This is a genomic window from Sphingomonas sp. LR59 (assembly GCF_036855945.1).
Lineage (GTDB): Bacteria > Pseudomonadota > Alphaproteobacteria > Sphingomonadales > Sphingomonadaceae > Sphingomonas.
This window is the reverse complement of sequence record NZ_JASPFL010000001.1, coordinates 4,032,565-4,054,069: the sequence shown is the minus strand read 5'-3', so window position 1 is coordinate 4,054,069 and position 21,505 is coordinate 4,032,565. Positions and strand designations below refer to the sequence as shown.

Annotated in this window: 23 protein-coding genes and 1 pseudogene; 8 read left to right on the top strand and 16 right to left on the bottom strand. The window is 64.7% G+C overall.

What is annotated here, in order from left to right; genetic code table 11:
• The 3 genes from QP164_RS19110 to lptG all read left to right on the top strand — a co-directional run bounded on the left by QP164_RS19110 (position 1) and on the right by lptG (position 2,809).
• Complete coding sequence (locus QP164_RS19110) at positions 1 to 420, top strand: response regulator (protein ID WP_333924130.1); 420 nt, start codon at positions 1 to 3, stop codon at positions 418 to 420.
• Between the two features lie 89 nt (positions 421 to 509).
• On the top strand, positions 510 to 1,715 hold the full coding sequence (gene lptF, locus QP164_RS19105) for an LPS export ABC transporter permease LptF (protein ID WP_207894149.1): 1,206 nt from the start codon (positions 510 to 512) through the stop codon (positions 1,713 to 1,715).
• A complete protein-coding gene (lptG, locus tag QP164_RS19100; RefSeq protein WP_132738088.1) occupies positions 1,712 to 2,809 on the top strand; it encodes an LPS export ABC transporter permease LptG in 1,098 nt (365 codons plus the stop codon). Before lptF ends, lptG begins: the two co-directional genes overlap by 4 nt.
• Before the next feature lie 65 nt (positions 2,810 to 2,874).
• Here the strand turns inward: lptG and QP164_RS19095 are convergent, their stop codons facing one another.
• Entirely contained in the window at positions 2,875 to 3,963 is a 1,089-nt protein-coding gene (locus QP164_RS19095) for a fatty acid desaturase family protein (RefSeq protein ID WP_333924129.1), read from the bottom strand.
• A gap of 173 nt (positions 3,964 to 4,136) precedes the next feature.
• Between QP164_RS19095 and QP164_RS19090 the strand changes: the two genes are divergently transcribed.
• Positions 4,137 to 5,288, top strand: a complete 1,152-nt coding sequence (locus QP164_RS19090; protein ID WP_333924128.1) for an N-acetyltransferase — start codon at positions 4,137 to 4,139, stop codon at positions 5,286 to 5,288.
• Positions 5,289 to 5,438: 150 nt separating this feature from the next.
• Here the strand turns inward: QP164_RS19090 and QP164_RS19085 are convergent, their stop codons facing one another.
• The 7 genes from QP164_RS19085 to QP164_RS19055 all read right to left on the bottom strand — a co-directional run bounded on the left by QP164_RS19085 (position 5,439) and on the right by QP164_RS19055 (position 12,069).
• Complete coding sequence (locus QP164_RS19085) at positions 5,439 to 5,726, bottom strand: hypothetical protein (RefSeq protein ID WP_333924127.1); 288 nt, start codon at positions 5,724 to 5,726, stop codon at positions 5,439 to 5,441.
• The gene (locus tag QP164_RS19080) at positions 5,727 to 6,536 is read right to left on the bottom strand and encodes a transporter (protein ID WP_333924126.1); all 810 of its coding nucleotides are present in this window, start codon (positions 6,534 to 6,536) and stop codon (positions 5,727 to 5,729) included.
• Positions 6,518 to 7,288 carry an exodeoxyribonuclease III gene (xth, locus tag QP164_RS19075; RefSeq protein WP_333924125.1) on the bottom strand — a complete coding sequence of 257 codons (771 nt, stop codon included), beginning with the start codon at positions 7,286 to 7,288 and terminating at the stop codon, positions 6,518 to 6,520. Before xth ends, QP164_RS19080 begins: the two co-directional genes overlap by 19 nt.
• 7 nt (positions 7,289 to 7,295) lie before the next feature.
• Positions 7,296 to 7,634: an iron-sulfur cluster insertion protein ErpA gene (erpA, locus tag QP164_RS19070; protein ID WP_056057508.1), complete on the bottom strand. Its 339-nt coding sequence runs from the start codon at positions 7,632 to 7,634 to the stop codon at positions 7,296 to 7,298.
• Between the two features lie 272 nt (positions 7,635 to 7,906).
• Positions 7,907 to 8,686: a M23 family metallopeptidase gene (locus tag QP164_RS19065; RefSeq protein ID WP_333924124.1), complete on the bottom strand. Its 780-nt coding sequence runs from the start codon at positions 8,684 to 8,686 to the stop codon at positions 7,907 to 7,909.
• 259 nt (positions 8,687 to 8,945) lie between these two features.
• On the bottom strand, positions 8,946 to 9,401 hold the full coding sequence (locus QP164_RS19060; RefSeq protein WP_277983621.1) for a peroxiredoxin: 456 nt from the start codon (positions 9,399 to 9,401) through the stop codon (positions 8,946 to 8,948).
• Positions 9,391 to 12,069 carry a bifunctional [glutamine synthetase] adenylyltransferase/[glutamine synthetase]-adenylyl-L-tyrosine phosphorylase gene (locus QP164_RS19055; RefSeq protein ID WP_333924123.1) on the bottom strand — a complete coding sequence of 893 codons (2,679 nt, stop codon included), beginning with the start codon at positions 12,067 to 12,069 and terminating at the stop codon, positions 9,391 to 9,393. The genes QP164_RS19060 and QP164_RS19055 overlap by 11 nt, the downstream gene beginning before the upstream one ends.
• Between QP164_RS19055 and QP164_RS19050 the strand changes: the two genes are divergently transcribed.
• The gene (locus QP164_RS19050; RefSeq protein WP_333924316.1) at positions 11,975 to 12,334 is read left to right on the top strand and encodes a hypothetical protein; all 360 of its coding nucleotides are present in this window, start codon (positions 11,975 to 11,977) and stop codon (positions 12,332 to 12,334) included. The genes QP164_RS19055 and QP164_RS19050 overlap by 95 nt on opposite strands.
• Before the next feature lie 178 nt (positions 12,335 to 12,512).
• Here the strand turns inward: QP164_RS19050 and QP164_RS19045 are convergent, their stop codons facing one another.
• Both QP164_RS19045 and QP164_RS19040 read right to left on the bottom strand, forming a co-directional pair.
• Positions 12,513 to 13,166, bottom strand: coding sequence for a sigma-70 family RNA polymerase sigma factor (locus QP164_RS19045; RefSeq protein WP_132896205.1), 654 nt, complete (start codon positions 13,164 to 13,166; stop codon positions 12,513 to 12,515).
• A 398-nt stretch (positions 13,167 to 13,564) separates the two neighbouring features.
• Positions 13,565 to 14,368 carry a response regulator gene (locus QP164_RS19040; protein WP_132896204.1) on the bottom strand — a complete coding sequence of 268 codons (804 nt, stop codon included), beginning with the start codon at positions 14,366 to 14,368 and terminating at the stop codon, positions 13,565 to 13,567.
• Positions 14,369 to 14,615: 247 nt separating this feature from the next.
• Here QP164_RS19040 and QP164_RS19035 point away from each other — a divergent pair, with 247 nt between their 5' ends.
• The 3 genes from QP164_RS19035 to QP164_RS19025 all read left to right on the top strand — a co-directional run bounded on the left by QP164_RS19035 (position 14,616) and on the right by QP164_RS19025 (position 16,923).
• Entirely contained in the window at positions 14,616 to 14,819 is a 204-nt protein-coding gene (locus QP164_RS19035; protein ID WP_132738058.1) for a NepR family anti-sigma factor, read from the top strand.
• Between the two features lie 119 nt (positions 14,820 to 14,938).
• The gene (locus tag QP164_RS19030) at positions 14,939 to 16,468 is read left to right on the top strand and encodes a sensor histidine kinase (protein ID WP_333924306.1); all 1,530 of its coding nucleotides are present in this window, start codon (positions 14,939 to 14,941) and stop codon (positions 16,466 to 16,468) included.
• A 320-nt stretch (positions 16,469 to 16,788) separates the two neighbouring features.
• Positions 16,789 to 16,923: an entericidin A/B family lipoprotein gene (locus QP164_RS19025; protein ID WP_132738056.1), complete on the top strand. Its 135-nt coding sequence runs from the start codon at positions 16,789 to 16,791 to the stop codon at positions 16,921 to 16,923.
• A 77-nt stretch (positions 16,924 to 17,000) separates the two neighbouring features.
• Here QP164_RS19025 and tatC read toward each other — a convergent pair whose 3' ends face one another.
• The 6 genes and pseudogenes from tatC to QP164_RS18995 form a co-directional block, all read right to left on the bottom strand.
• The gene (gene tatC / locus QP164_RS19020) at positions 17,001 to 17,783 is read right to left on the bottom strand and encodes a twin-arginine translocase subunit TatC (protein WP_132738053.1); all 783 of its coding nucleotides are present in this window, start codon (positions 17,781 to 17,783) and stop codon (positions 17,001 to 17,003) included.
• A 371-nt stretch (positions 17,784 to 18,154) separates the two neighbouring features.
• Positions 18,155 to 18,395, bottom strand: a pseudogene (gene tatB, locus QP164_RS19935) (Sec-independent protein translocase protein TatB); the annotation flags it as partial.
• Between the two features lie 53 nt (positions 18,396 to 18,448).
• Entirely contained in the window at positions 18,449 to 18,694 is a 246-nt protein-coding gene (locus QP164_RS19010) for a Sec-independent protein translocase subunit TatA (RefSeq protein WP_056416986.1), read from the bottom strand.
• 28 nt (positions 18,695 to 18,722) lie between these two features.
• Positions 18,723 to 19,331 carry an SMC-Scp complex subunit ScpB gene (gene scpB, locus QP164_RS19005; protein WP_333924121.1) on the bottom strand — a complete coding sequence of 203 codons (609 nt, stop codon included), beginning with the start codon at positions 19,329 to 19,331 and terminating at the stop codon, positions 18,723 to 18,725.
• A complete protein-coding gene (locus QP164_RS19000; RefSeq protein ID WP_056055791.1) occupies positions 19,328 to 20,050 on the bottom strand; it encodes a segregation and condensation protein A in 723 nt (240 codons plus the stop codon). Before QP164_RS19000 ends, scpB begins: the two co-directional genes overlap by 4 nt.
• A 405-nt stretch (positions 20,051 to 20,455) precedes the next feature.
• Positions 20,456 to 21,457, bottom strand: a complete 1,002-nt coding sequence (locus tag QP164_RS18995) for a glycoside hydrolase family 3 N-terminal domain-containing protein (RefSeq protein ID WP_333924120.1) — start codon at positions 21,455 to 21,457, stop codon at positions 20,456 to 20,458.
• Positions 21,458 to 21,505 lie beyond the last annotated feature (48 nt).

Here is a 21,505-nt window from a genome sequence, read left to right as displayed (position 1 = left end):
GTGGATCCAATCGCGCCGAAGATGCCGGAGACGCTGCATATCCTGGTGGTGGAGGACGATCCGCGCGTGCTGGCGGCAACGACCGGCGCGCTGGAAGAGATCGGCCATCATCCGATCGGTTGCGACGATCCGCTCGCCGCCCCTGCCCTGCTGGCGGCGAACCCGGCGATCGGGCTGATCATTTCCGACGTGCTGATGCCGCGCCAGACCGGCCCGGAGATGATCGCCGCACTTTCCCCGCTTTATCCGCATATCGCGGTGCTGTTCGTCACTGGCTTTGCCGGCGAGGTGAACGTCGCGCAGTTCGGAGGGCACGAGGTGTTGCGCAAGCCGTTTACACTCAATGGCCTGGAACGCGCGGTCGTCACCGCAATGACGGCAGATCGCCGCGCCGCAGCCGATCGTATCGCCGCGGAATGATCGTTCACTGACGTGTTGCGATTGAGGATGACGCCCCGCCCTGCCGCCCCTATACCCGCGCGACCCAGCATACCGAGCCCAACCCGCGCATGAAATCCATCGACCGCTACATGGCCCGGCTGATCGCGGTGCCGCTGTTCTCGACGCTGCTGATCGCCGTCATGCTGTTTGTGCTCGATCGCATGCTCGGGCTGTTCAATTTCGTCGCGACGCAAGGCGGGCCGATCAGCGTCGTGTGGCGGATGCTCGCCAACCTGCTGCCCGAATATCTGGGGCTTGGCATCCCGATCGGGCTGATGCTGGGTATCCTGCTCGCGTTCCGGCGGCTGTCGACCTCGTCCGAGCTGGACGTGCTGCGCGGTGTCGGCATGAGCTACAACCGGCTGCTGCGCGTGCCGTACATGTATACGATCGCGCTGGCGCTGCTGAACCTCGCGATCGTCGGCTATGTCCAGCCGATCGCGCGCTATTATTACGAAGGCCTGCGGTTCGAGCTACGCACGGGTGCGCTCGGCGCATCGATCAAAGTCGGCGAGTTCACCAATCTCGGCCAGCGGATGACGCTACGGATCGAGGAGAGCAAGGACAAGGGCCGCGAGCTGTCTGGCATTTTCGTCCATGCATCGACTCAGACTGGCGACTGGCTGGGCGTCACCGCGGAGAAGGGCAAGTTCCTGGCGACCGACGATCCCAACGTCATCATCTTCCGCCTCGCCAACGGCACGCTCGTCCACGACAAGCCCGAGTTCAAGACGCCGCGCGTGCTGACCTTCACCAGCCACGACCTGCCGATCAACCTGCCCAAGTTCGAGAGCTTCCGCAGCCGCGGCGGTCGCAATCTCGAATATACGCTGCCTGAACTGGCCAAACAGGGCCAGCGCGGGGCGACGCTGGAGCAGCGCGACGGCAGCCGGTCGGAATTCCACTTCCGCCTCGCCGAGGTCGCGACGATGTTCCTGTTGCCGCTGCTCGCGCTCGCGCTTGGGGTGCCGCCCAAGCGATCTTCGTCCGCACTCGGCGTGTTCCTGTCGATCGTGATGATCGTCACCTATCACAAGGTGAACCAGTATGCGGCGGACGTCGGCGAACTGGGGCGGATCGACCCGATCATCGCGCTGTGGGTGCCGTTCACGATCTTCGCCGGACTGATCCTGTGGATGTATTACACCATAGCCTATGTGCCGGGAGGCCAACCGATCGGTGCGCTCGAGCGCGTGTTCTCGAAGACGTTCAAGGCGATCACCAAGCGCATTCCGGGCTTCCGGCCCAAGTCGCAGACGAGCAAGACCGCATGAAAACCGTCAGCTTCTTCCCGTCGCGCACGGTCGCTATCTACATGGGACGGATGTTCCTGGTGCGGACGTTCGCCGTGCTGGCCGCGCTCGTGCTGGTGCTCCAGGCACTCGACCTGCTGAGCGAGTCGGGCGACATTCTCGCCTATCCCGGCAATGGAGATGCGCAGGTCTGGCAATATGTCGCGCTGCGCGTGCCGCAGATCGTGTCGCGGTTCCTGCCCTTCTCGGTGCTGCTGGGGACGATCCTGACGCTGATCACGATGAACCAGAACAGCGAGATCGTCGCGCTGAAGGGTTCGGGGCTATCCGCGCATCAAGTGCTCGCGCCATTGCTGGTCGCGAGCCTCGGCGTGGCGGTGATCAGTTTCGCATTCAACGACCGGGTCGTGGCGCGCTCCACCGCGACGCTGAACCAGTGGCAGAAGGTGAATTACGGCAAGCTGCCGATCGATCGCGGCGACCGCGCCAACGTGTGGGTCCGCGATGGCGACGACCTGATCGAGGTCAATCAGATCCGCGGGCGCGGCGATGCGACGCGGCTGGGTGGGATCACGCTGTACGATCGTACCGGTGGCAACCTCGTCGCGATCCTGCGTGCCGATCACGGCAAGCGCGCCGGTGGTGGCTGGCTGGTCGAACCTGCGACGCGGTTCGATGTGGCGCGCGGTACCGTTACCAACCTTGGCTCGATCGTGATCGCGAAGGACGTACGGCCGGATCAGTTCACGCTGGCGAGCGTCGATGCGGATGGGTTGTCGTTCGGCGCATTGAAGGCGGCGATCGGCGACCTGTCCGATGCCGGACGCCCGACCAAGGCGCTCGAGGGCTCGCTATGGCACAAGCTGTCAGGGCCGCTGTCGTCGGTGTTGATGCCGTTACTGGGAGCGGTCGCGGCGTTCGGTATCGCGCGGTCGGGCAAGCTGTTCGTGCGCGCGGTGATCGGGATGGGCCTGGGGTTCGCGTTCTTCGTCGCAGATAATTTTGCGTTGGCGATGGGCAATCTTGGGGCCTACCCGCCGTTCCTGGCGGCGTGGGCGCCGTTCCTGCTGTTCTTCCTTATCGGGGAAGCGGTGCTGATCCGGTCCGAGGAATAGAGCCTCCCGCGAAGGCGGGAGCCCAGTCTGAACCCCCGCCTCCGCGGGGGAACACACACTCTCTCCTAGCGCCTAACCATCGTGCTGCGGGCGATCTTGCTCACCAGCCCCGGCAATCCCGGATAGCTCGCCTTGTGATACGGCGACATCGCATCCAGCTCCGCCGAGATCCGCCGATGTGCCTCACCGAGCGCGTGATATGGCAGTCCTGGCAGCAGGTGATGCAGCGCATGATAGCGCAGACCGACAGGCGCCCACAGCGCGGGCAGCAACGCCGGCGGCGGCACGTTGACCGTGTCGAGATACTGCGCGGTCACCGTCATCGGCTCGCCGTCATTCTCCCACAGATGCGCCACCAATGTGCGGACCTGGTTGAGCACTGCGAACGCCGACGCCACGCCGAGGATCGTCAGGAACGCACGCAAAGGCAGCACGCCCGTCACCGTAATTGCGATCAGCGTGATCGCCCACAGGCTCGCCGCGATCTCGAGGCGGTTCCAATAGGTCTTCGCCTCGCCCTCGGGCGTGCGACGGCGGAACTGAGGATTGATCGCAAGCGCCGAATAGCGCTCGACGATCATCGTCCGCAGCTTCGGCGACAGCAGCGACAACGGCGACAGGATCGCGAACCGGACAATCAGCGCGATTGGCGCCAGTGCGGACACGACGATGAACAGCGGCAACGTCCACGGCTTCATCAGCGCGAGCGGCAGATATTCGGGATCCTCGACCGTGCCATAGCGCGTCTTGGCATGGTGGAGGTTGTGCACGCCCTCATACATGAACGACGGCGTCATCATCGGCACGCCGACCAAGATGTTCCAGCCGAGCCGGAAGTTCGGCACCGACGTATGCTTCATGTGGCTGACTTCGTGGATGAAGCTCAGCCCGCGATACAGCCCGAGCACGGACGCGATCGCGGCGATCACCGCCACCGCCGTCGAGTCGCTCGTCGCCGCCACGAACAGCGCGCCATAGCCCAGCACCATCGACGCGATCAGGTCGCCCCAATACACCGCGGGCCGCGGCTTCACGAGGTCGCGCGTCAGGTCGGCGGCGGCACGCAGCATCGCCTTGTCGTCTGCAACGCGAACGACGCCAATCGGCGGAACGGGAGCGGCCTTGCCGCGGGCGAGGCTGAGCGATGTGTCCATGGGCATATCCATTGCTCGAAGATAATGGCTGCAGCGTGGCATTTACAGGTTGTCGGCCCACCCGCCTGCGGAGGAAACGCGATCACCGTGACAGTAGCGGCCGATAACGCATGTACTCGCCTTTGTCGGCATCGCTGGCTAGACACGCTCGACTGCGCTTTCGGGAACGACACATGGCCAAGCTTACGATACGTCCGGTCGAGACGAAGAAAGACCGGAAGATCTTCATCGACCTGCCGTTTCGCCTCTACGCGGACGATCCCAACTGGGTGCCGCCGCTGAAGTCCGAGGCGCTGGGGCTGATCACGCCTGCGAAGAATGGCTGGTTCAGCCATGCCAAGGCGCAATTGTTCCTCGCCGAGGAAGACGGCCGCTTGGTCGGGCGGATTTCCGCGCACATCGATACGCTCGCGCTGACGATGCCGCCCGAGCAGGGCTTCGGTCCCGGCGTCGGCCAATGGGGCCTGATGGAGGCCGAACGGCAGGACATCTTCCAGGCGCTGCTCGCGCGCGCCGAAGCGTGGCTGCGCGAACAGGGCATGACGCGCGCGATGGGGCCGATCAGCATGTCGATCTGGGAGGAGCCGGGCCTGCTGATCGACGGTTACGATCATCCGCCGACGATCATGATGGGCCATGCCAAGCGCGAATATCGCGGCTGGATCGAATGGGCGCAATATCGCCCGATCAAGCAGCTGATGACCTATGAGGTCGACGTCACGAAGCAGTTCCCGCCGATCGTCCAGCGCATCATCAAGTCGGGCGAGAAGAACGCGCGGATCACCGTTCGCAACGTCGACAAGACCAAGTTCGAGGAGGAGGCGGCGATCATCCTCGCGATCCTCAACGATGCGTGGAAGGACAATTGGGGGTTCGTGCCGCTCACCCCGCCCGAGATCAAGGACGTCGGCGTGAAGCTGAAGCCGATCGTCTTCAACGACCTGATCCGCATCGCCGAACTGGATGGCAGGCCGGTCGCGTTCATGATCACGCTCCCCGACCTGAACGAGGCGATCAAGCCGCTGAACGGCAGCCTGCTCCCGTTCGGCTGGGCCAAACTCTTGTGGTGGTTGCGCAAACCCAAGGTGCGGACGGTACGCGTGCCGCTGATGGGGGTGGTGAAGGAACTGCAGGCGTCGCGGATGGCGAGCCAGCTGGCCTTCATGATGATCGAATATATCCGCCGCGCCTCGGTCGCGAATTATGGTGCGAGCCGGGCCGAGATCGGCTGGATCCTCGACGACAATCAGGGGATGCGGTCGATCGCCGAGACGATCGAGAGCCGGGTGAACAAGGTGTACCAGGTGTACGAGCGGACGCTGTAGAGGGACCCCACCTTCCGTCATCCTGACGAAAGTCGGGACCGATGGCATCGAACACTGCCCTGCTTGGCTCTGGATCCTGACTTTCGTCAGGATGACGGAAGGCGTGTACGCGCTACTCCCGCTTCCCTTTGCCGAACGGCATCTTCAGCGTCACCGCGCCCCCTGCCCGACCGCGCCGGGCAGTTCGGTACGAATCGCGTGGACGTTGCCCTTGCCGCCCCCGGGTAGGCGAAACGACAGCGGATTGTCACGCAGCGGCTGGACGGGTTCGGCGAGCGTGGCGAGACGCTGATCGGTCGGCCGCGCGCAGACGACGATCTCGCCGTCGGGATCAGATTGCACCGGGCACGGCATCGTCGCTCGCGCGACGCGTTTGCGCAGTTCCGGCGGAAGCGGCGGCCCAGCTACCGCTTGGAGCAGGAACAGGCCGGCCAGCATCTAGAACCGCCGCGATATTCCGGCATACACCCGCGCATCCGGGGTGTCGTCGTTCAGCCCCGCCGCGCCGAGGATGTCGAACTGGAGATCGTCGTTCGCCATCCACGCCAGCGACAGCGCGGCGAGCGCCTGCGTCGCATGCTGGTCGGGATCGTTGTCGCGCAACGCCTGCACTTCGCCGGTGAGCGTGAAGTCCTTCGCGACCTTGAACGCCAGGCCCGCGGTCGAGCTGTACGCCAGATGCCGGCCGTTGCCGTCCTGATCGACCGCCGCATCGATCTCCGGTGTCAGATCGAGCGAGACCGTGTCCGACAGTTCGTAGGTCAGCGGCACGAGAAACCCCGCACCCCAGTCGCCTGCACCGATCGAAGACCGTCCGACCGGCAGCGTCACGAACGGCAGCACCGACACCGACACTCCCGAGCCATCCGGATTGAGCAGGTTCGCCTTCATTCCGAGCGACACGTCGCCGACGCCGTTGACCGTATCGACGCCCGTCGAGTCGCGCATCCGGTCATGCCCGAACGGCGTCCACCCAATTCGCGCCTCGATCGTGTCGCTCACCCCGACGCGGACCAACGTGTCGCCGAACAGGATGCTGTCTTCACGCGAACCGGGCTGATCGTCGCGCGTCCAGTCTGCGATCGACGTCTCGACCGAAATCTTGCCGGGCGCGATCGTGCAGGCGGGCGTATCGAGCCCGGGCCGCTCAGGGCAATATTCGCGGTCCTGCGCACTGGCGCTGGTCGCATACAGTGCCGCGAACGACAGCAGGGCGACCGATAGCGCCTTCACCGCAACCGGACCCATGTCGGTGCATGGTCGCTGGCCTTTTCACGGCCGCGATAGGCCTTGTCGACGCCGGCCTCGATCATCCGGTCGGCGGCCAGCGGGCTGAGCAGCAGGTGATCAATGCGGAACCCGGCATCGCGCTGCCACGCGCCGGCCTGGTAATCCCAGAACGTCCAGACGCCGCCCTTGGGGAATTGCGTGCGAAGCGCGTCGGTCCAGCCCTGCGCGACGAGCGCGCGGTAATGCTCGCGGCTTTCGGGCTGCATCAGCGCATCGTCCTGCATCGCGCGGACGGAGAAGGTGTCGTCGTCATTGGCGATGACGTTGTAATCGCCTGCGAGGATCGCTGGCTTTTCTTCAGCCAGGATTACGCGTGCGCGGTCGGCGAGGCGGTCCATCCAGCGGAGTTTATAGTCGAATTTGGGCCCCGGTTGCGGGTTGCCGTTGGGCAGGTACAGCGCTGCGACGATCAGACCGTCGATTTCCGCTTCGATATAGCGGCTGTGCTCGTCCTCGGGTTCGCCGTCGAGGCCGCGCTGGCGGACCACCGGCGTGCGGCTTTTCGCGAGGATCGCGACGCCGTTCCAGGCCTTCTGGCCGTGCCACACCGCGCCGTAGCCGACCGCTTCGATATCGGCGATCGGGAAGGTGTCGTCGCTCGACTTGAGTTCCTGGAGACAGACGATGTCGGGTTGCGCCTCGACGAGATACTCGATCAGCCGCGGCAACCGCGCCTTGATGCCGTTGACGTTGTACGTGACGATTTTCATGGCGTTGTCAGACCGAGAAGCTGGAGCCGCAGCCGCAACCCGAGGCGGCGTTGGGGTTCTCGACCTTGAACGCGGCGCCGGCGAGCGACTCGACGTAATCGACCGCGCAGCCGCGGACGAGATCGATGCTGACGCTGTCGACGACGAGCTTCACGCCGTCATGCTCGGCGATTACGTCGTCGGACTCGACCGAGTCGGCGAACCCGAACTTGTACTGGAACCCGGAACAGCCGCCGCCGTCGACCGAGAGTCGTAGGATCGCCGGCTTCCCCTGCTTGACGGCGATCGCCGCGACGCGTGCCGCGGCGGAGGGGGTGAGGATGATGTCTTGAACCAGCGTTGCCATGTCTGGGAGATAGGGGGTTGCGGTACTGGCGGCAACCTTGGCTGCGATGGCACGCGTGACGCCTGTCGAAGTTCCGCAGCCTCCGCCTCACCCGTCATCCCAGCGAAAGCTGGGATCTCATGCTGATGGTCCGTCCTCGGGGAGGGAGATCCCAGCTTTCGCTGGGATGACGGGGTTGCTGGACGATAGTCCGTCCCTGTGGGGCGAGGTCCCGGCTTTCGCCGGGATGACGCGGGTGTGCCCAACTATTGGCGCCTAGGCCTGCGTCGGCATTAGTCCTGTGCGGCGGGGCCGCCCGTCGACACTGGGATCGCGTTGACCGAGCGGTCCTGGGCGGCGAGCAGGTAATCCGCGGTGGTCAGGAACGGGATCGGGTTGACCGCGTGGCCGTCGATACGGACTTCATAGTGAAGATGCGGGCCGGTCGAGCGGCCGGTCGAGCCCATCAGCGCAATCAGCTGGCCGCGGGTGACGCGGGCGTTGTCGGCGACGAGGATCTTCGAAAGATGGCCGTAGCGGGTCGCGATGCCCTTGCCGTGGCTGATCTCGACCATGTTGCCATAGCCGCCCTGGCGACCGGCGTGCGCGATGATGCCGTCGGCGGTGGCGTAGATCGGCGTGCCGACCGGACCGGGAATATCGACGCCGGCATGCATCGCCGCGGTGCCGCGGAACGGATCCGAGCGGATGCCGAAATTGCTGGTGAACGAAAGCGAATGGACCGGCTGGACCGATGGGATCGCGATCACGCCCTGCTGAGTCGCGTCGAGCTTCTTCCAGGTCTGGAACAGCGTGCGGAACTGCGCGTCGGCACGGAGATCGGCGGTGGCTTCCTCGGTGTTGGCGGCGATCATCGGACCGCCGGTGGCTGCAATGTGGTGCAGCTTAGCGCCGTTGGTCGACGTGGCGACCTGCGCCTGGGCGGTAACGCCGAAGCCAGATAGCGCGATCATTGCGGCGGCACCGGCGACCCGGCGGAAAACGGATGATGTGGCGGTCACGGACGCGGTCTTGAAGCGCGTCACGATGGCTGCTGCGGTAAATTCGACCATTGGTCCCCGACACAAAAATGCAGGGCCGTTCGCGTGAAAGCGCACGGCACCGAAACTCTGTCCTGACTCGCAGCCCCTCCGCGCCCCAGACACTGGGAGTTAGGCCAAATACGGCCGTTCCGGGCAAGGGCGCGCGGGCGTTCTAGCGGCGGGGCGGCAGGTTGATGCGGCGAGTTGATGCGGATCAGGGCACTTAGCCGGGAACGATGCCGCAAGGCGCCGGAATATCCGCGAATCCCGGGGCCTTACGGAAACGTCTTCAGAGTGCCTTTGCGGCTGCCAGCACGGCGTCAGCATGGCCAGGAACGCGGACCTTGTGCCACACCTTGGCGAGCGTGCCGTCGGCGCCGAACAGGAACGTCGCGCGCTCGATGCCCATGTACTTCTTGCCGTACATCGCCTTCTCGACCCAAACGCCGAACGCCTCGCAGGCAACGCCGTCGACATCGCTGCCGAGTTGCACGGTAAGCGCATGCTTGGCGGTGAATTTCGCGTGCGAGGCGGGCGTGTCCTTCGAGATGCCGACGACCTTTACGCCGGCCGACTCGAACGCTTCGGCCAGTGCGGAAAAGTCCTTCGCCTCGGTGGTGCAGCCCGAGGTGTCGTCCTTCGGATAGAAATAAACCACGAGCGGCGCACCCAGGCTCGCTAGCGACACGGCTGTGCCGTCAATCGTGACGTTCACGTCGGGGATCTTTGCGCCTTCATCCATCATGCTCTCCCGTCACTTGTGTCCAGAACCGGCGAACCTCCTGCCGCGTCGATTCGAGCGCGGCAACCACCGCCGGCCAGTCCGCGACGCCGATCGCACGCGCGATCAGTTCTTCCGTCGCGTGACCCGGCGGCGCGGCATCGGGCGCGACGAGGCGAAGCGTGACCAGCAGCCGGGTCAGCACGTCATGCGCAGCAAGCAACGTCGGCGGGACAAGGCCTTTAGTCGTAAGTCGATCGATCGCGGCGCCCAGATTGGGATCAAAGCCGGCGCGGTTGACCAGCTGGACGACGTGCACCGCGAATTCCAGATCGACGAGGCCGCCGGGGAGAAGCTTGGCGTCGAGCGGTCCCTTGGGTGGCTTGTGCGCCGCCATGTCCGCGCGCATCGATTTGGCCTCTGCGACGACGTCGCGGGTCGGGCGGTCGCCTTCGAGCACGCCGCGGACGATCTCCGCGACCGAGGCGCGCGCGTCCAGCGAACCGAACACCGGCCGCGCCCGGGTGAGCGCCATATGCTCCCACGTCCACGCATCCTCGCGCTGGTAACGGGCAAAGCTGTCGAGCGTGACGACCAGCGGCCCCTGCCCGCCCGACGGCCGCAACCGCGTGTCGATCTGGTAGAGCGGGCCGGCGGCGGTCGCGACCGATAGCGCCGCGGTCACGCGCTGGGCGAGCCGATTGTAATACAGCGTTGCACCAAGCGGTTTCGGCCCGTCGGACTCCGCGGTGAAGTCGCCCGTGAACAGATAGATCAGGTCGAGATCGGACGCGTGCGTAAGCATCGCGCCGCCCATCCGCCCGAGCGCGAGGATGACGAGCTCGCCGCCCGGCACCGCCCCATGCGCCTTGGCGAACTCCTCGATCGTCGCGCGGGCCAGCACGCCGATCGCTGCCTCCGCCACCCGCGCATAGCCCGCGGCGACATCCAGCGGATCGGACGCGCCCGCGACGATCTGCGCGCCGAGCGCGAACCGCAATTCACCGACCACCCGGCGGACATGATCGAGCCGGGCCTGGTAATCGCCCCCGGCCTCGCCTGCGCGCATCGCCGCCTCCAGCGTCGCGATATCACCGACCGGCTCGAACGCGGTGGCGTCGATCAGCCCGTCAAGCAGGTTTGGTCGTCGCCCGAGATCGTCAGCGAGAGTCGGCGCATGACTGAGGATCGCGGCGAGTAACGTCGCCAGCCCCGGCCGCGCCTCCAGCAAGCGGAAGATGTTGATCGCGCTCGGCAGGCGTTCGAGCAGAGCATCGAGCCTGAGCAACGCCGCTTGCGGCACCGGCGCGGTCGCAAACGCCGTGACGAGGGTCGGCAGCACCGCCTCCAGCGCCTCTCGCGCGGCCGGGCTACGCAGCGCAGGATACGCTCCACTCCGCCACGCCTCGATCCGACGACGCGCAGGCTGGGGCTCGTCGAACCCCGCGGCGGCGAGGTCGGCCTCCAGCGTCACCGCGTCATGCGAAAAGGCAGGGCGCACGGTGTCGTCGAGCGCATCGTAGATCCGCCCGGTCGCCGCCACCCGCGGTACGAGCAGCTCCAGCAATGCCCCCGCATCCTCCAGCCCGTGCAGCTTGGCGACGCGATCGAGCGCCTCTCCGATCGGCAGCGCGTGAGTCTGGCGATCGTCGATCATCTGCACGCGGTGCTCGATCGTCCGGAGCAGCGTGTAGCCGTCAATCAGCGCCTGCGACTCGTCGGCGCCGATCCAGCCCGCCTCCGCCAGCCGCGCGAGCGCATCGCGAGTCGCGGGCGCACGGACGCTTCGATCGCGCCCGCCGTGGATCAGCTGGTGGATCTGCGCGAAGAACTCCGCCTCGCGTATCCCGCCCCGCCCGCGCTTCAGATCGTAGCCCGGACCGAAAGCCTGCCCCTGCGAATGATGATCGCGGATCCGCGCGGAGATACCGCGGATCTCGCCGATCGCCCCGAAATCGAGCGCGCGGCGCCATACGAACGGCCGGATCGCATTGAGAAACCGCTGCCCCAGCGCGACATCCCCCGCCGCCGCGCGCGCACGAATGAACGCGGCGCGCTCCCAGGGCAGCGCCTGCGCCTCGTAATAGCCGATCGCCGCCTCGACCGGCAGGACGATCGGCGTGATCTCGGGCGAGGGTCGCAGCCGCAGGTCGACGCGCAGGACATAGCCGTCGCCGTCACGCGCCTGGAGCAGCTCGACAACGCGCTTGCCGATCCGAACCGCCGCCTGCTCTGGCTCCTCGCGCGGTTTCAGCGGCAGCGTCGCCGGATCGAACAGCAGGATCGGATCGATGTCCGACGAATAATTGAGTTCGCCGCTGCCCTGTTTGCCGAGCGCGATCGCGGTGAAGCCGAGCGGCTCTGCGCCGGGCGTCCGCTCCTCGATTGCGGCACGGATCGCGGTATCGAGTGCATAATCGGCAAAGCGCGTCAGCGCCCCTGTCACCGCGGTGAGGTCGAGCACGCCCGCCAGATCGCCGATGGCGACGTTGAGCGCCATTGCGCGCCGTTCGAGCCTCAACCGTTTTGCGACCGGCATATCGGGCTCGGCGCTCGACAACCCCAGATCAAGACGTCCCGCCGCGAACGATCGCACGATGACCGGTTCACGGTCGAGGATCATTGATAGAAATGGCGACCACAAGCGGGCGCGATCAACCGCATTATCTAACTTATGTTCAGTATTCGGCATGACCACCCCGCAATACTCAATAATAAAAGTATTGCTTGACAAACGAAAGCAACGAATTTCGCGATCGCACGTTGTGCGCGGTATGATGTATTCTTCTCTAACGATCAAACGCGAAACCGATGGCCAACAGATCGTGCGGCGCCCCCGCGTCACCGACGCGGTCGGCGATGTGCTGCGCAATGCCTTTAGTGAACAGGGTGGCTTGCCCGCCGATATGGAGCGGCTTTTGCGCCAACTGGATGGAACGGGTCAGAGCTTCCACTGATCGGGAAGATGCAAGTGCAGCACCAGCCTAGCCCGGCCATGGTTTGAGCACGCATGCTCAAAGCAGTCCAATGTAGCGGCCTCATTCCGGCATCCCCGACATCGGGTAACTTTCAGAAACCGAACTACGGCACCAACCACCCCGGAATATCTCCGGGGCGACAGCTATGCATCGCAGTTTAGCGACCGCGACTCAGATGTTCGACGTCACCCATGATCGAGTCGAGCGCCGTCTTACTGGTGTCCGTCTCATGATCGCGGCGTGATGGCAGCGAACCGTCGGTCAGGATCGTCTCCAACGCGACGCGACCGCGCGCGACGCGGCTCTTGATCGTGCCGACCGCGACGTTGCAGATCTCCGCGGCCTCTTCGTACGCGAAACCACCCGCACCGACGAGAATCAGCGCCTCGCGCTGTGGCTGCGGGAGATGCATCAGCGCACGCTGCATGTCGCCGAGTTCGACGTGGCGATCCTGGCTAGCAGGCGCGGCGAGGATGCGGTCTGCGACAAGATCGTCCCACTCGCCCTTGAAGCGCGCGCGACGCATCTGCGACAGATACAGGTTGCGCAGAATGATGAAGGTCCAGGCGCGCATGTTGGTGCCAGCCTGGAAGCGCAGACGTGCGGCCCAAGCCTTGAGCAGCGTCTCCTGAACCAGATCGTCCGCGAGATCGCGGCTTCCGGATAGCGAGCGCCCGAACGCACGCAAATGAGGGATCACCTGCGCAAGCTGAACCTTGAACTCGGCGTCGGACAAAGAGACATGCTCCACCGGCGCGACGACTTCGTCGATATCGTCCTCATCGTCGGTATGTGGAGCAGGCTGAACCATGAAAATCCTGTCAGTATCGATCGTTAGCTTACGAGCACGTCATCGGACGTGCTGCACCAAGTGTAGCAGCTTGCAGGCGAACATAGGCGTTCACACCGGCAATGCCAGCCATGTACGCCTAACTTATGTCAGCGAATAACGAGGAAGCCAAATATCGCTATGACGAGCACCAGGGATATGACGAGGATATACCGGGTCATATGCGGGGTGGAGCCTGCGCGGGCATCTTCGGTGGCAATATGAATGGGTTCGTTCGGATCAGCCATGTCGAGTAAACCCCCGAAAACCGTTTTGGGTCCGCAACCATTTACGGAAGCGAACCCAAGATGCATCGACACGGACACGCGATCAAGCGGTTGGAAAAACTGACCGCTAACGCCGCATGTCAGCCTGCGATCTTACGCGACAGGAACGGTCGCCTGATCGAAGAACAGCGCCTGGCTGATCGCCGCCTTCACCGTGGAGCGCTGGAACGGCTTGGTGATCAGGAACGTCGGCTCGGGACGCTCGCCGGTCAGCAGACGCTCGGGGAATGCGGTGATGAAGATCACCGGAACCTCGAACTCGGCAAGGATATCCTTGACGGCGTCGATGCCCGAACTGTCGTCGGCAAGCTGGATGTCGGCCAGCACGAGGCCCGGCCGCGTTTCCATCGCCAGCGCGACCGCTTCGTCGCGGGTGACGGCAACACCGGTCACATCATGGCCCAGATCCCGAACGATCGTCTCGATATCCATCGCGATGATCGGCTCGTCCTCGATGATGAGGACCTTGGCCCGCGTCTGGCTCTCGATCTCGGAAAGTGCTTCGGCGACGAGATCGTCGACTTCGCTCGAATCGACCTCGATCAAATAGGCCGCGTCCTCTGGCGTAAAGCCTTCCATTGCGGTCAGCAGCAGGGCCTGACGCGACAGTGGCGTCATACGAGCGAGACGCGCACGGGCGACTGCCTCATGACCGCCGCCGTCCGATATCGTCTCATCGGCAACCTCGTCGAAGTTGGCCGAATTCCAGATCACCTGGAACATCCGATACAAGCCCAGGCGGGGATCGACGTCCCGCGGGAACTCTTCGGGTGCGGCGACGATCGCCTCGAGCGTAGCGCGCACATATTTGTCGCCGTGCATCTGACTGCCGGTCAGGGCCCGGCCGTAGCGCCGCAAAAAGGGAAGGTGCGGTGCGAGTTGCTGTCCAAGCGACATGGGTAACGAATACTCCCTGATCCTACGCGGCCCCTCATGTGTCGGGTGCCTCGTATCATTGCAATGGCGATAGCCGAAAAAGCATCCTTTGGTCCAAAAGGCACATACGGCTGGACCAAAGGTTCGATTTTCGCTTGAACAGGGAACTAACGAGACAGTGTTTGGTTTCACCTCCATCGTAGGCGACTCCGCAACCCGCTCGACATCCGTCGTGGCGGGTTTGCATATCGCCCTTTTGTGACATGGTATGCCAGATGATCAGGTTCGCGTCGTGCAGGGGGAAGTTTTGAGTTTGGGCCACGACACGCAGAATACAGTGCCTGCTACCACCTCCACAAAGGGGCCGGACAAGGATCAGCAAATGGGGTCGGCCCTTCGTTCGGTTTATCAGAAAACCGTCGATGAGGCGATCCCGGAGGATCTGCTGGACCTTCTCGGCAAGCTAGACTGAGCGCGGGCCGCATGGCCTCGCCGCAAAATTCCATCCCAGTTCAGCCCGCCGTAACCGCCATTGCCACCGAGCATGACGACCAGACCGACGGCCGACGCGAAACCCGGCTGATTTCGGCGATGGGGCGGCTGCCCACGGGCGCCAAGCTGTTTCTGATCCTCAGCGCGGCATTGTTGCCGTTGGCGCTCATAGCCGTTTTCGCAACCTTCCAGACGACTCGGCTGGCCGATACCGAGGCGCGGGCGCGCCTGCGCGTGACCGCGAACGAAAGCGCGCGGGCAATCGCGATCGAGTTGGTCGGCGACATGACCGCATTGCGGGTCGCGGTGAACGCGCTCGGTAACGATCCCGCCGACGCGCCGAGTTGCGCGCGTGCCCAAGGCGTATTCGCCCAGCAATCCTCCGCCGGCACACGGTTCGTCATCACCGACCGCGCCGGCACCGTATTATGCGGCACGCCGATCCCGATGCCGGCGGCGCTCCGCCAGACCGATATGCCGATCACGGCGGATATCATCCCCAACCGCGGACTGGTGCTGGCGATCTCCGGGCCCGGTGGCGATACGTTCGCCCGCGCCTATTTCCCGCAGCCGTTCCTCCAGAAGATCGGCCGCCCGTCCAGCCGCGCACTCACCTTCAGCAGCGCGCTGGTGCTCGACGAAGATGCCTTGACGCTCGAGACCATCCCCGACGAACGCCCGCTCGATCGCATGGAGACGATGCGGACCGATCTGGGCGTTGCCGGGATCGCCTTGCGCACCAGCATCCGAAGTGCGCCGGTCACCTCGTCGCTGGTCGTGGCGATGCTGCTTCCCTTGTTGATGTGGCTCGCAGCAGCAAGCATCGCATGGTTCGTCGTCGACCGTCTGTTGATCCGACCACTCCGCCGTCTTCGTGGTGCAGTCGCTGCGTTTACGCCGGGTGAGACGCTCGATCTCGGCGAGGTCCGGACGTTGCCGGCACAGGAAATCCGCGAACTCGGCGACACCTTCCAGGCGATCAGCCAGACCGTGGCGCTGCACGAGGCCGGGCTCGCGGAGGGGCTCGTCCGCCAGACCAAATTGACGCGCGAAGTGCATCACCGGGTCAAGAACAACCTGCAGGTCATTTCCAGTCTCATCAATTTCCATGCGCGGAGCGCACCGAGCGAGGATGCGACGGTGGCCTATGCGTCGATCCAGCGCCGCGTCGATGCGCTCGCCGTGGTCCACCGTAATCATTTCGCCGAACTCGAAGAGAATCGCGGCCTGAACCTGCGGACGATGATCGGCGAACTGTCGGCTAACATTCGTGCGACCGCGTCCGAACGATCGCATGGATTGGGGATCACGCTGGATATCGATCCATACCTGGTCAATCAGGACGTCGCCGTGGCGATCGCGTTCCTCGCGACCGAAACGATCGAGCTGGCGATATCCTGTGATCCCGCCGCGCAGATTCGGATCGTCGTCAAGCCTGCCGACGCGCCCGAACGCGCGCTGTTGCGCGTCGTCTCGCGCGCCCTCGTGGAGAGCGATGCGTTTCGCGAGGCCGTCGTGCGCTATGGCCGCGTCATGGAAGGCCTGTCGCGGCAGTTGCGCTCGCCGTTGCACCACGACCCGCTGGTCGGCGCTTACGAGATCGCGTTCGCAGTCAAGGGGCGCGACTGATCGGCAGCAAGTCGCTGACGGTTAATACTTGTTAGCCCTAGTTTTTTCGGATAATCGTCGCGCGACGGGAACATCTTGGGGCGGTCGCCGTTCAACATTACGGACAGCGACTTTATGCCCCCCGCTCTCGCTGTCCAAGTCATAGGCCCGGATGCATCACCCTCCCCCCGGTGATGCATCCGGGCCTTTATCGTTCGGTGCGCGATGCCCGTGCGCAAGCCGCTGAATCCGCGCAAATAGTGCCCGGTCGATCGGAACGAACCGCGATCCCGAACATTTCACCCCCGGTGGCATTAGTGCCTTTTCTAGGAGGAAGTTTCATGCGTAAGTTGGTTGGATTGGTTGTCGTCGCAGGCGCGCTCATGGTTTCGGCATGCAACACCGTTGAGGGTGCAGGCAAGGACGTGGCATCGGCGGGCAAGACCGTCGCGAAGACCGCAGACAGCGCCAAGTAAGCCTCGCGCTTTTGATACGGAACGGGGTCCGGTGCACATGCACCGGACCCCGTTTTCGTATCGGTCTTTGGTAGCCTTCAGCTTTCGACGATATCGGTGGACTCGCCCTCGACCGCCTTGGCCTTTGCCCGGCTACGCTCGGTGAACCAGATGCCGATCAACGCGAGTTCGTACAGAATGACCAGCGGGATCGCCAGCAACAGCTGCGACCCGATATCCGGCGGCGTCAGCACCGCTGCGATCGCGAAGGCCGCAACGATCGCGTAGCGCCGCGCACCGATCAGCTGCTTACGCGTGACGATCCCTGCCCGCTCCAGCAGCATCAGCAGCACCGGCAGCAGGAACGAGATCCCGAAGCCGAACAGAAACTGCATCGTGAACGAGAGGTAGTTGCCGATCGCCGGCAGCGCTTCGCGGTGAATCCCGCCGACCATCCCGTCGAACCCGAGCAGGAAGTGCAGCGCCATCGGAATGGCGATGTAATAGGCCATCGCCGCGCCGGTCAGGAACAGCACCGGGGTCGCGAGGATGAACGGCAGGAGCGCACGCTTCTCCTTCTTGTACAGGCCCGGCGCGACGAACTGCCAGAGCTGGTTCGCGATCACCGGGAACGACAGCATCATCGCCGCGAAGAACGCCACCTTGATCTGGACGAAGAATGCCTCGAAGATCTCGGTATAGATCACCTTGTTCTGCCCCGCCGCGAGCAGGGGGTGGACCAGGAAGCCGAAGATATCCTCGGCAAAATACATCGCGATCCCGAACGTCACGACCAGCGCGGCGATGCAGTACAGCAACCGCCGCCGCAGCTCGATCAGATGGTCGAGCAACGGCGCCCGGCTTGCGTCGATCTCGCTCATGCTATGCTTTCGGCGTTTGGGGAGGCGTTCACAACCATAACGCTCACGATGACGCTATGTCGGACTTGCCGGTCTTGTCGTCGGGATGGACCACGGTCGAGACCGGGCTATCCAAGGCGTCCTTACTACGATCCGCGAGCGGCTTACCGTCATGGTCGGTTCGAACCGCAGACGTGTCGGACGAGGTCGCGGTAGACGATGACGCGGCGGGGGTGCGCCGTCGGACGGAGCGGCGGCCACTACCGGCTTCTCGACCATGACCGGCTCGTTCGTGTGATCGTCCGCATCGTCGATAGACCGGTAATCGCGCCGGTGCTCGTCCGTTTCCGGCGAATGCACGACCTGTGCGGTATCCGCCGCTGCATCCGCACTCGTCTGCGGATGCTCGCGCATGATGCGTTCGTTTTCCGACGCCCAGCGCTTTTCCATCTCTTCGAGTTCGGCCTCGCGAACCATCGAATCGAAACCCGAGCGGAATTGCCGCGCGACGCCGCGCGCCTTGCCGACCCAATAGCCGACCACGCGCATCGCCTTGGGGAGGTCCTTCGGACCGATCACGACGAGCGCGACGAATGCCACGAGCAGGAACTCGGAGGGCGCGATATCGAACATTCAGCCGCGCCTATCTAGGGTCTTCAACTCTGCCAACTTCAAGCACGCATGCTTTAGGCAGGACGGTCGTCGCGGACGCGATTGCCATCGCGATCGAACGCGGGGTCGGCAGACTTCTGCGCTTCGATCCGCGCCGACGGCTTGGCCGGCGTCTCGTCGTCGTTCTCCGACATGCCCTTCTTGAAGTTCTTCACGCCCTTGGCGACATCGCCCATCAGGTTCGAGAACCGACCGCCGCCAAGAAGGAGGATCGCGACAACCGCGAGGACGAGCAAGTGAATCGGGCTAAAACCGCCCATGGCCATTCTCCTGAAAACTGGACCCTATCTAAGGCTCATCCCGTCCCAATGCCAGAGATTGCGCCATCCCACTGCCATCTTCATCATCTTCAAGCCGATCGAAGGCGAGATCGACCGGATCGAGCAGCCCCGCAGCGCGCAGATCGTCGATCCCCGGCAGGCCGCGGCGGCTCGCCAGCCCGAAATGGACAAGAAATTCGGGGCTCGTCGCGAACATAAGCGGCCGCCCCGGCACCTCGCGCCGCCCCGCCGGTTTCACCCAGCCCGCTTCCATCAGCACGTCGAGCGTCCCCTTCGAGATTTGCACCCCGCGAATCGCCTCGATCTCCGCGCGGGTGACCGGCTCGTGATAGGCGATGATCGCCAGCGTCTCGATGCCGGCGCGGCTGAGCCTGCGCGGCTCCTCGCGGTCGCGGCGGAGCATGTGCGCCATGTCCGGTGCGGTCTGGAACTGCCAGCGTTCGCCGCGCCGGACGATATGGATACCGCGCCCGGCATAATCGGCCGTCAGCCGGCCCAGCGCCGCGCGGACATCGCCCGCCCCGACATGCGCGCGGATCGAGTCGATCGTCAGCGGGCTCTCGGCCGCGAACAGCACCGCCTCCACCGCGCGTACGTAATCGTCCGGCAGCGTCATGCGCGCGCCCTGAGATAGAGTGGGGCGAAAGGCGAGGCCTGACGCAGCTCGATCTTGCCCTGTCGCGCGAGTTCGAGTGCCGCGACGAAACTCGATGCGAGCGCCGAGCGCCGCAACCGTTCGCCTGCTTCGGGCAGGAAGCTTTCGATCACGCTCCAGTCGATCCGTTCGCCGACCAACATCGACACGCGCTCCAGCGCCGCCTCCAGCGTCATCACCTCGCGGTCGGCGACGACATGCATCACCGGCCGCGTCCGCGCGGAAATCCGACCGTAAGCGGCGATCAGATCGAAGATTTCCGCCTGCCACGCCGCCTTCCGCACCGTCCGCAGCCCCTCCGGTGCGCCCCGCAGGAAGACGTCGCGCCCGGTCCGATCGCGCGCCATCAGCCGGGCGCCCGCCTCGCGCATCGCGCTTAGCCGCTCGAGCCGGAGTTGCAGCCGCAGCGCGAGTTCTTCCGGGTCCGGCTCGGCGAGCGGATCGCGCGGCAACAGCAACGCCGATTTCAGATACGCCAGCCACGCCGCCATCACGAGATAGTCCGCCGCCAGTTCCAGCTTCAGCGCGCGCGCGGAGTCGACATAGGCGAGATACTGCTCGACCAGCGCGAGGATCGAAATCTTCCGCAGATCGACCTTCTGCCCGCGCGCGAGCGATAGCAACAGATCGAGCGGCCCCTCCCACCCGTCGAGATCCAGCGTCAGTTGGGCGTCATCCATTGGCGCACGCTACAGCATGCAGGAAAACAGTGCATCCCGGGGTGGTGCGGTAGCTTGGCGCGAGAAGGCGCTGGCGATGGAGACGGCTGGCACGCGGATTGAGTGATGTGGCTCTGGCTCGTGGGGCGGGTCACGCAACCTCAAGCTCTCCCCGCAAACTGACGCCCCCCAAACCGTTCGTGCTGAGTAGCGACTGAGTAGGCTCGTCCGAGCCGTATCGAAGGCGCGTATCGAAGCACCGGTTCCAAGCACCACGCTTACCAAAGATCCACCCCGGCGGAGGCCGGGGCCCAGTTGGGGGACGTCAATTGTCGGCGTCGCGCTTCGTTACTGCGACCTCTCCAACTGGACCCCGGCCTCCGCCGGGGAGGTGAGTAGGGAGATGTGCACTAGTCTTAAATAAGCTCAAACCCGCGCCAACAACGCATCCCGCGTAGCGACCAGTTGGGCGAAATCACCCTCAGCCGCCCCGACCGACGCCATCGCGCGGTCCAACCGCGCGCGCGCCGCTGGCGAGATTTCCTCCAGCCGCCTGGCGATCTCGACCATCTCGTCCATCCGCGCCCAACAATCGAGCACCACGTCACACCCCGCCGCAATCGCCCCAGCAGCCTTGTCGCCAGCGGTGCCCGACAGCGCCTTCATGTCGATATCGTCGGTCATCAACAGCCCGCCGAAGCCGATCCGCTCTCGGATGATCCGCTCGATCACGATCGGCGACAGCGTCGCGGGGCGGTCGGCGTCCCACGCGTCGAAGACGATATGCGAGGTCATCCCCATCGGTACCTGGTTGAGCGTGCGGAACGGTTCGAGGTCGATCTCGAGCTCGGCATCGGTTGCGGTGACGGTCGGGAGGTGGTGGTGCGTGTCGAGCTTGGCGCGACCGTGACCGGGCATGTGCTTGACGACACCAACGACGCCGCCTTCTGCCAGACCCTCGAGCATCGCCCGACCCAACGCCGCCACCCGCATCGGGTCCGACCCGTAGGTGCGGCAGGAAACAGCCTCCGTCGTATCGGGCTGCGCAACGTCGAGCAGCGGCGCGCAGTCGACGGTGATGCCGACTTCGCTGAGCATCACCCCCAGCGCCTGACCGTTCGCCCGCGCCGCCTGGATCGCGGTCATCGGCGCGCGCTCATACGCCGCGTCGAACACCGGGCCTGCCGGAAATACAGGCCATTCGGGCGGGCCCATCCGCGCGACGCGACCGCCTTCCTGGTCGATCAGGATCGCCAGATCGTCGCGCCCGGCGAGCGACCGCAGCGAGTCCGTCAGCGCGCGCACCTGAGCCCGGTCGACGATGTTGCGCTTGAACAGGATGTAGCCGGCGGGCTCGCACTCGGCGAAGAACGCGCGTTCCTGGGGCGTGAGGACGGGGCCGGACAGGCCGAAGATGACGGGCTTCATGACTGGGTCCTAAACCGAAAAATTCCCTTACCGTTCGCCCTGAGCGAA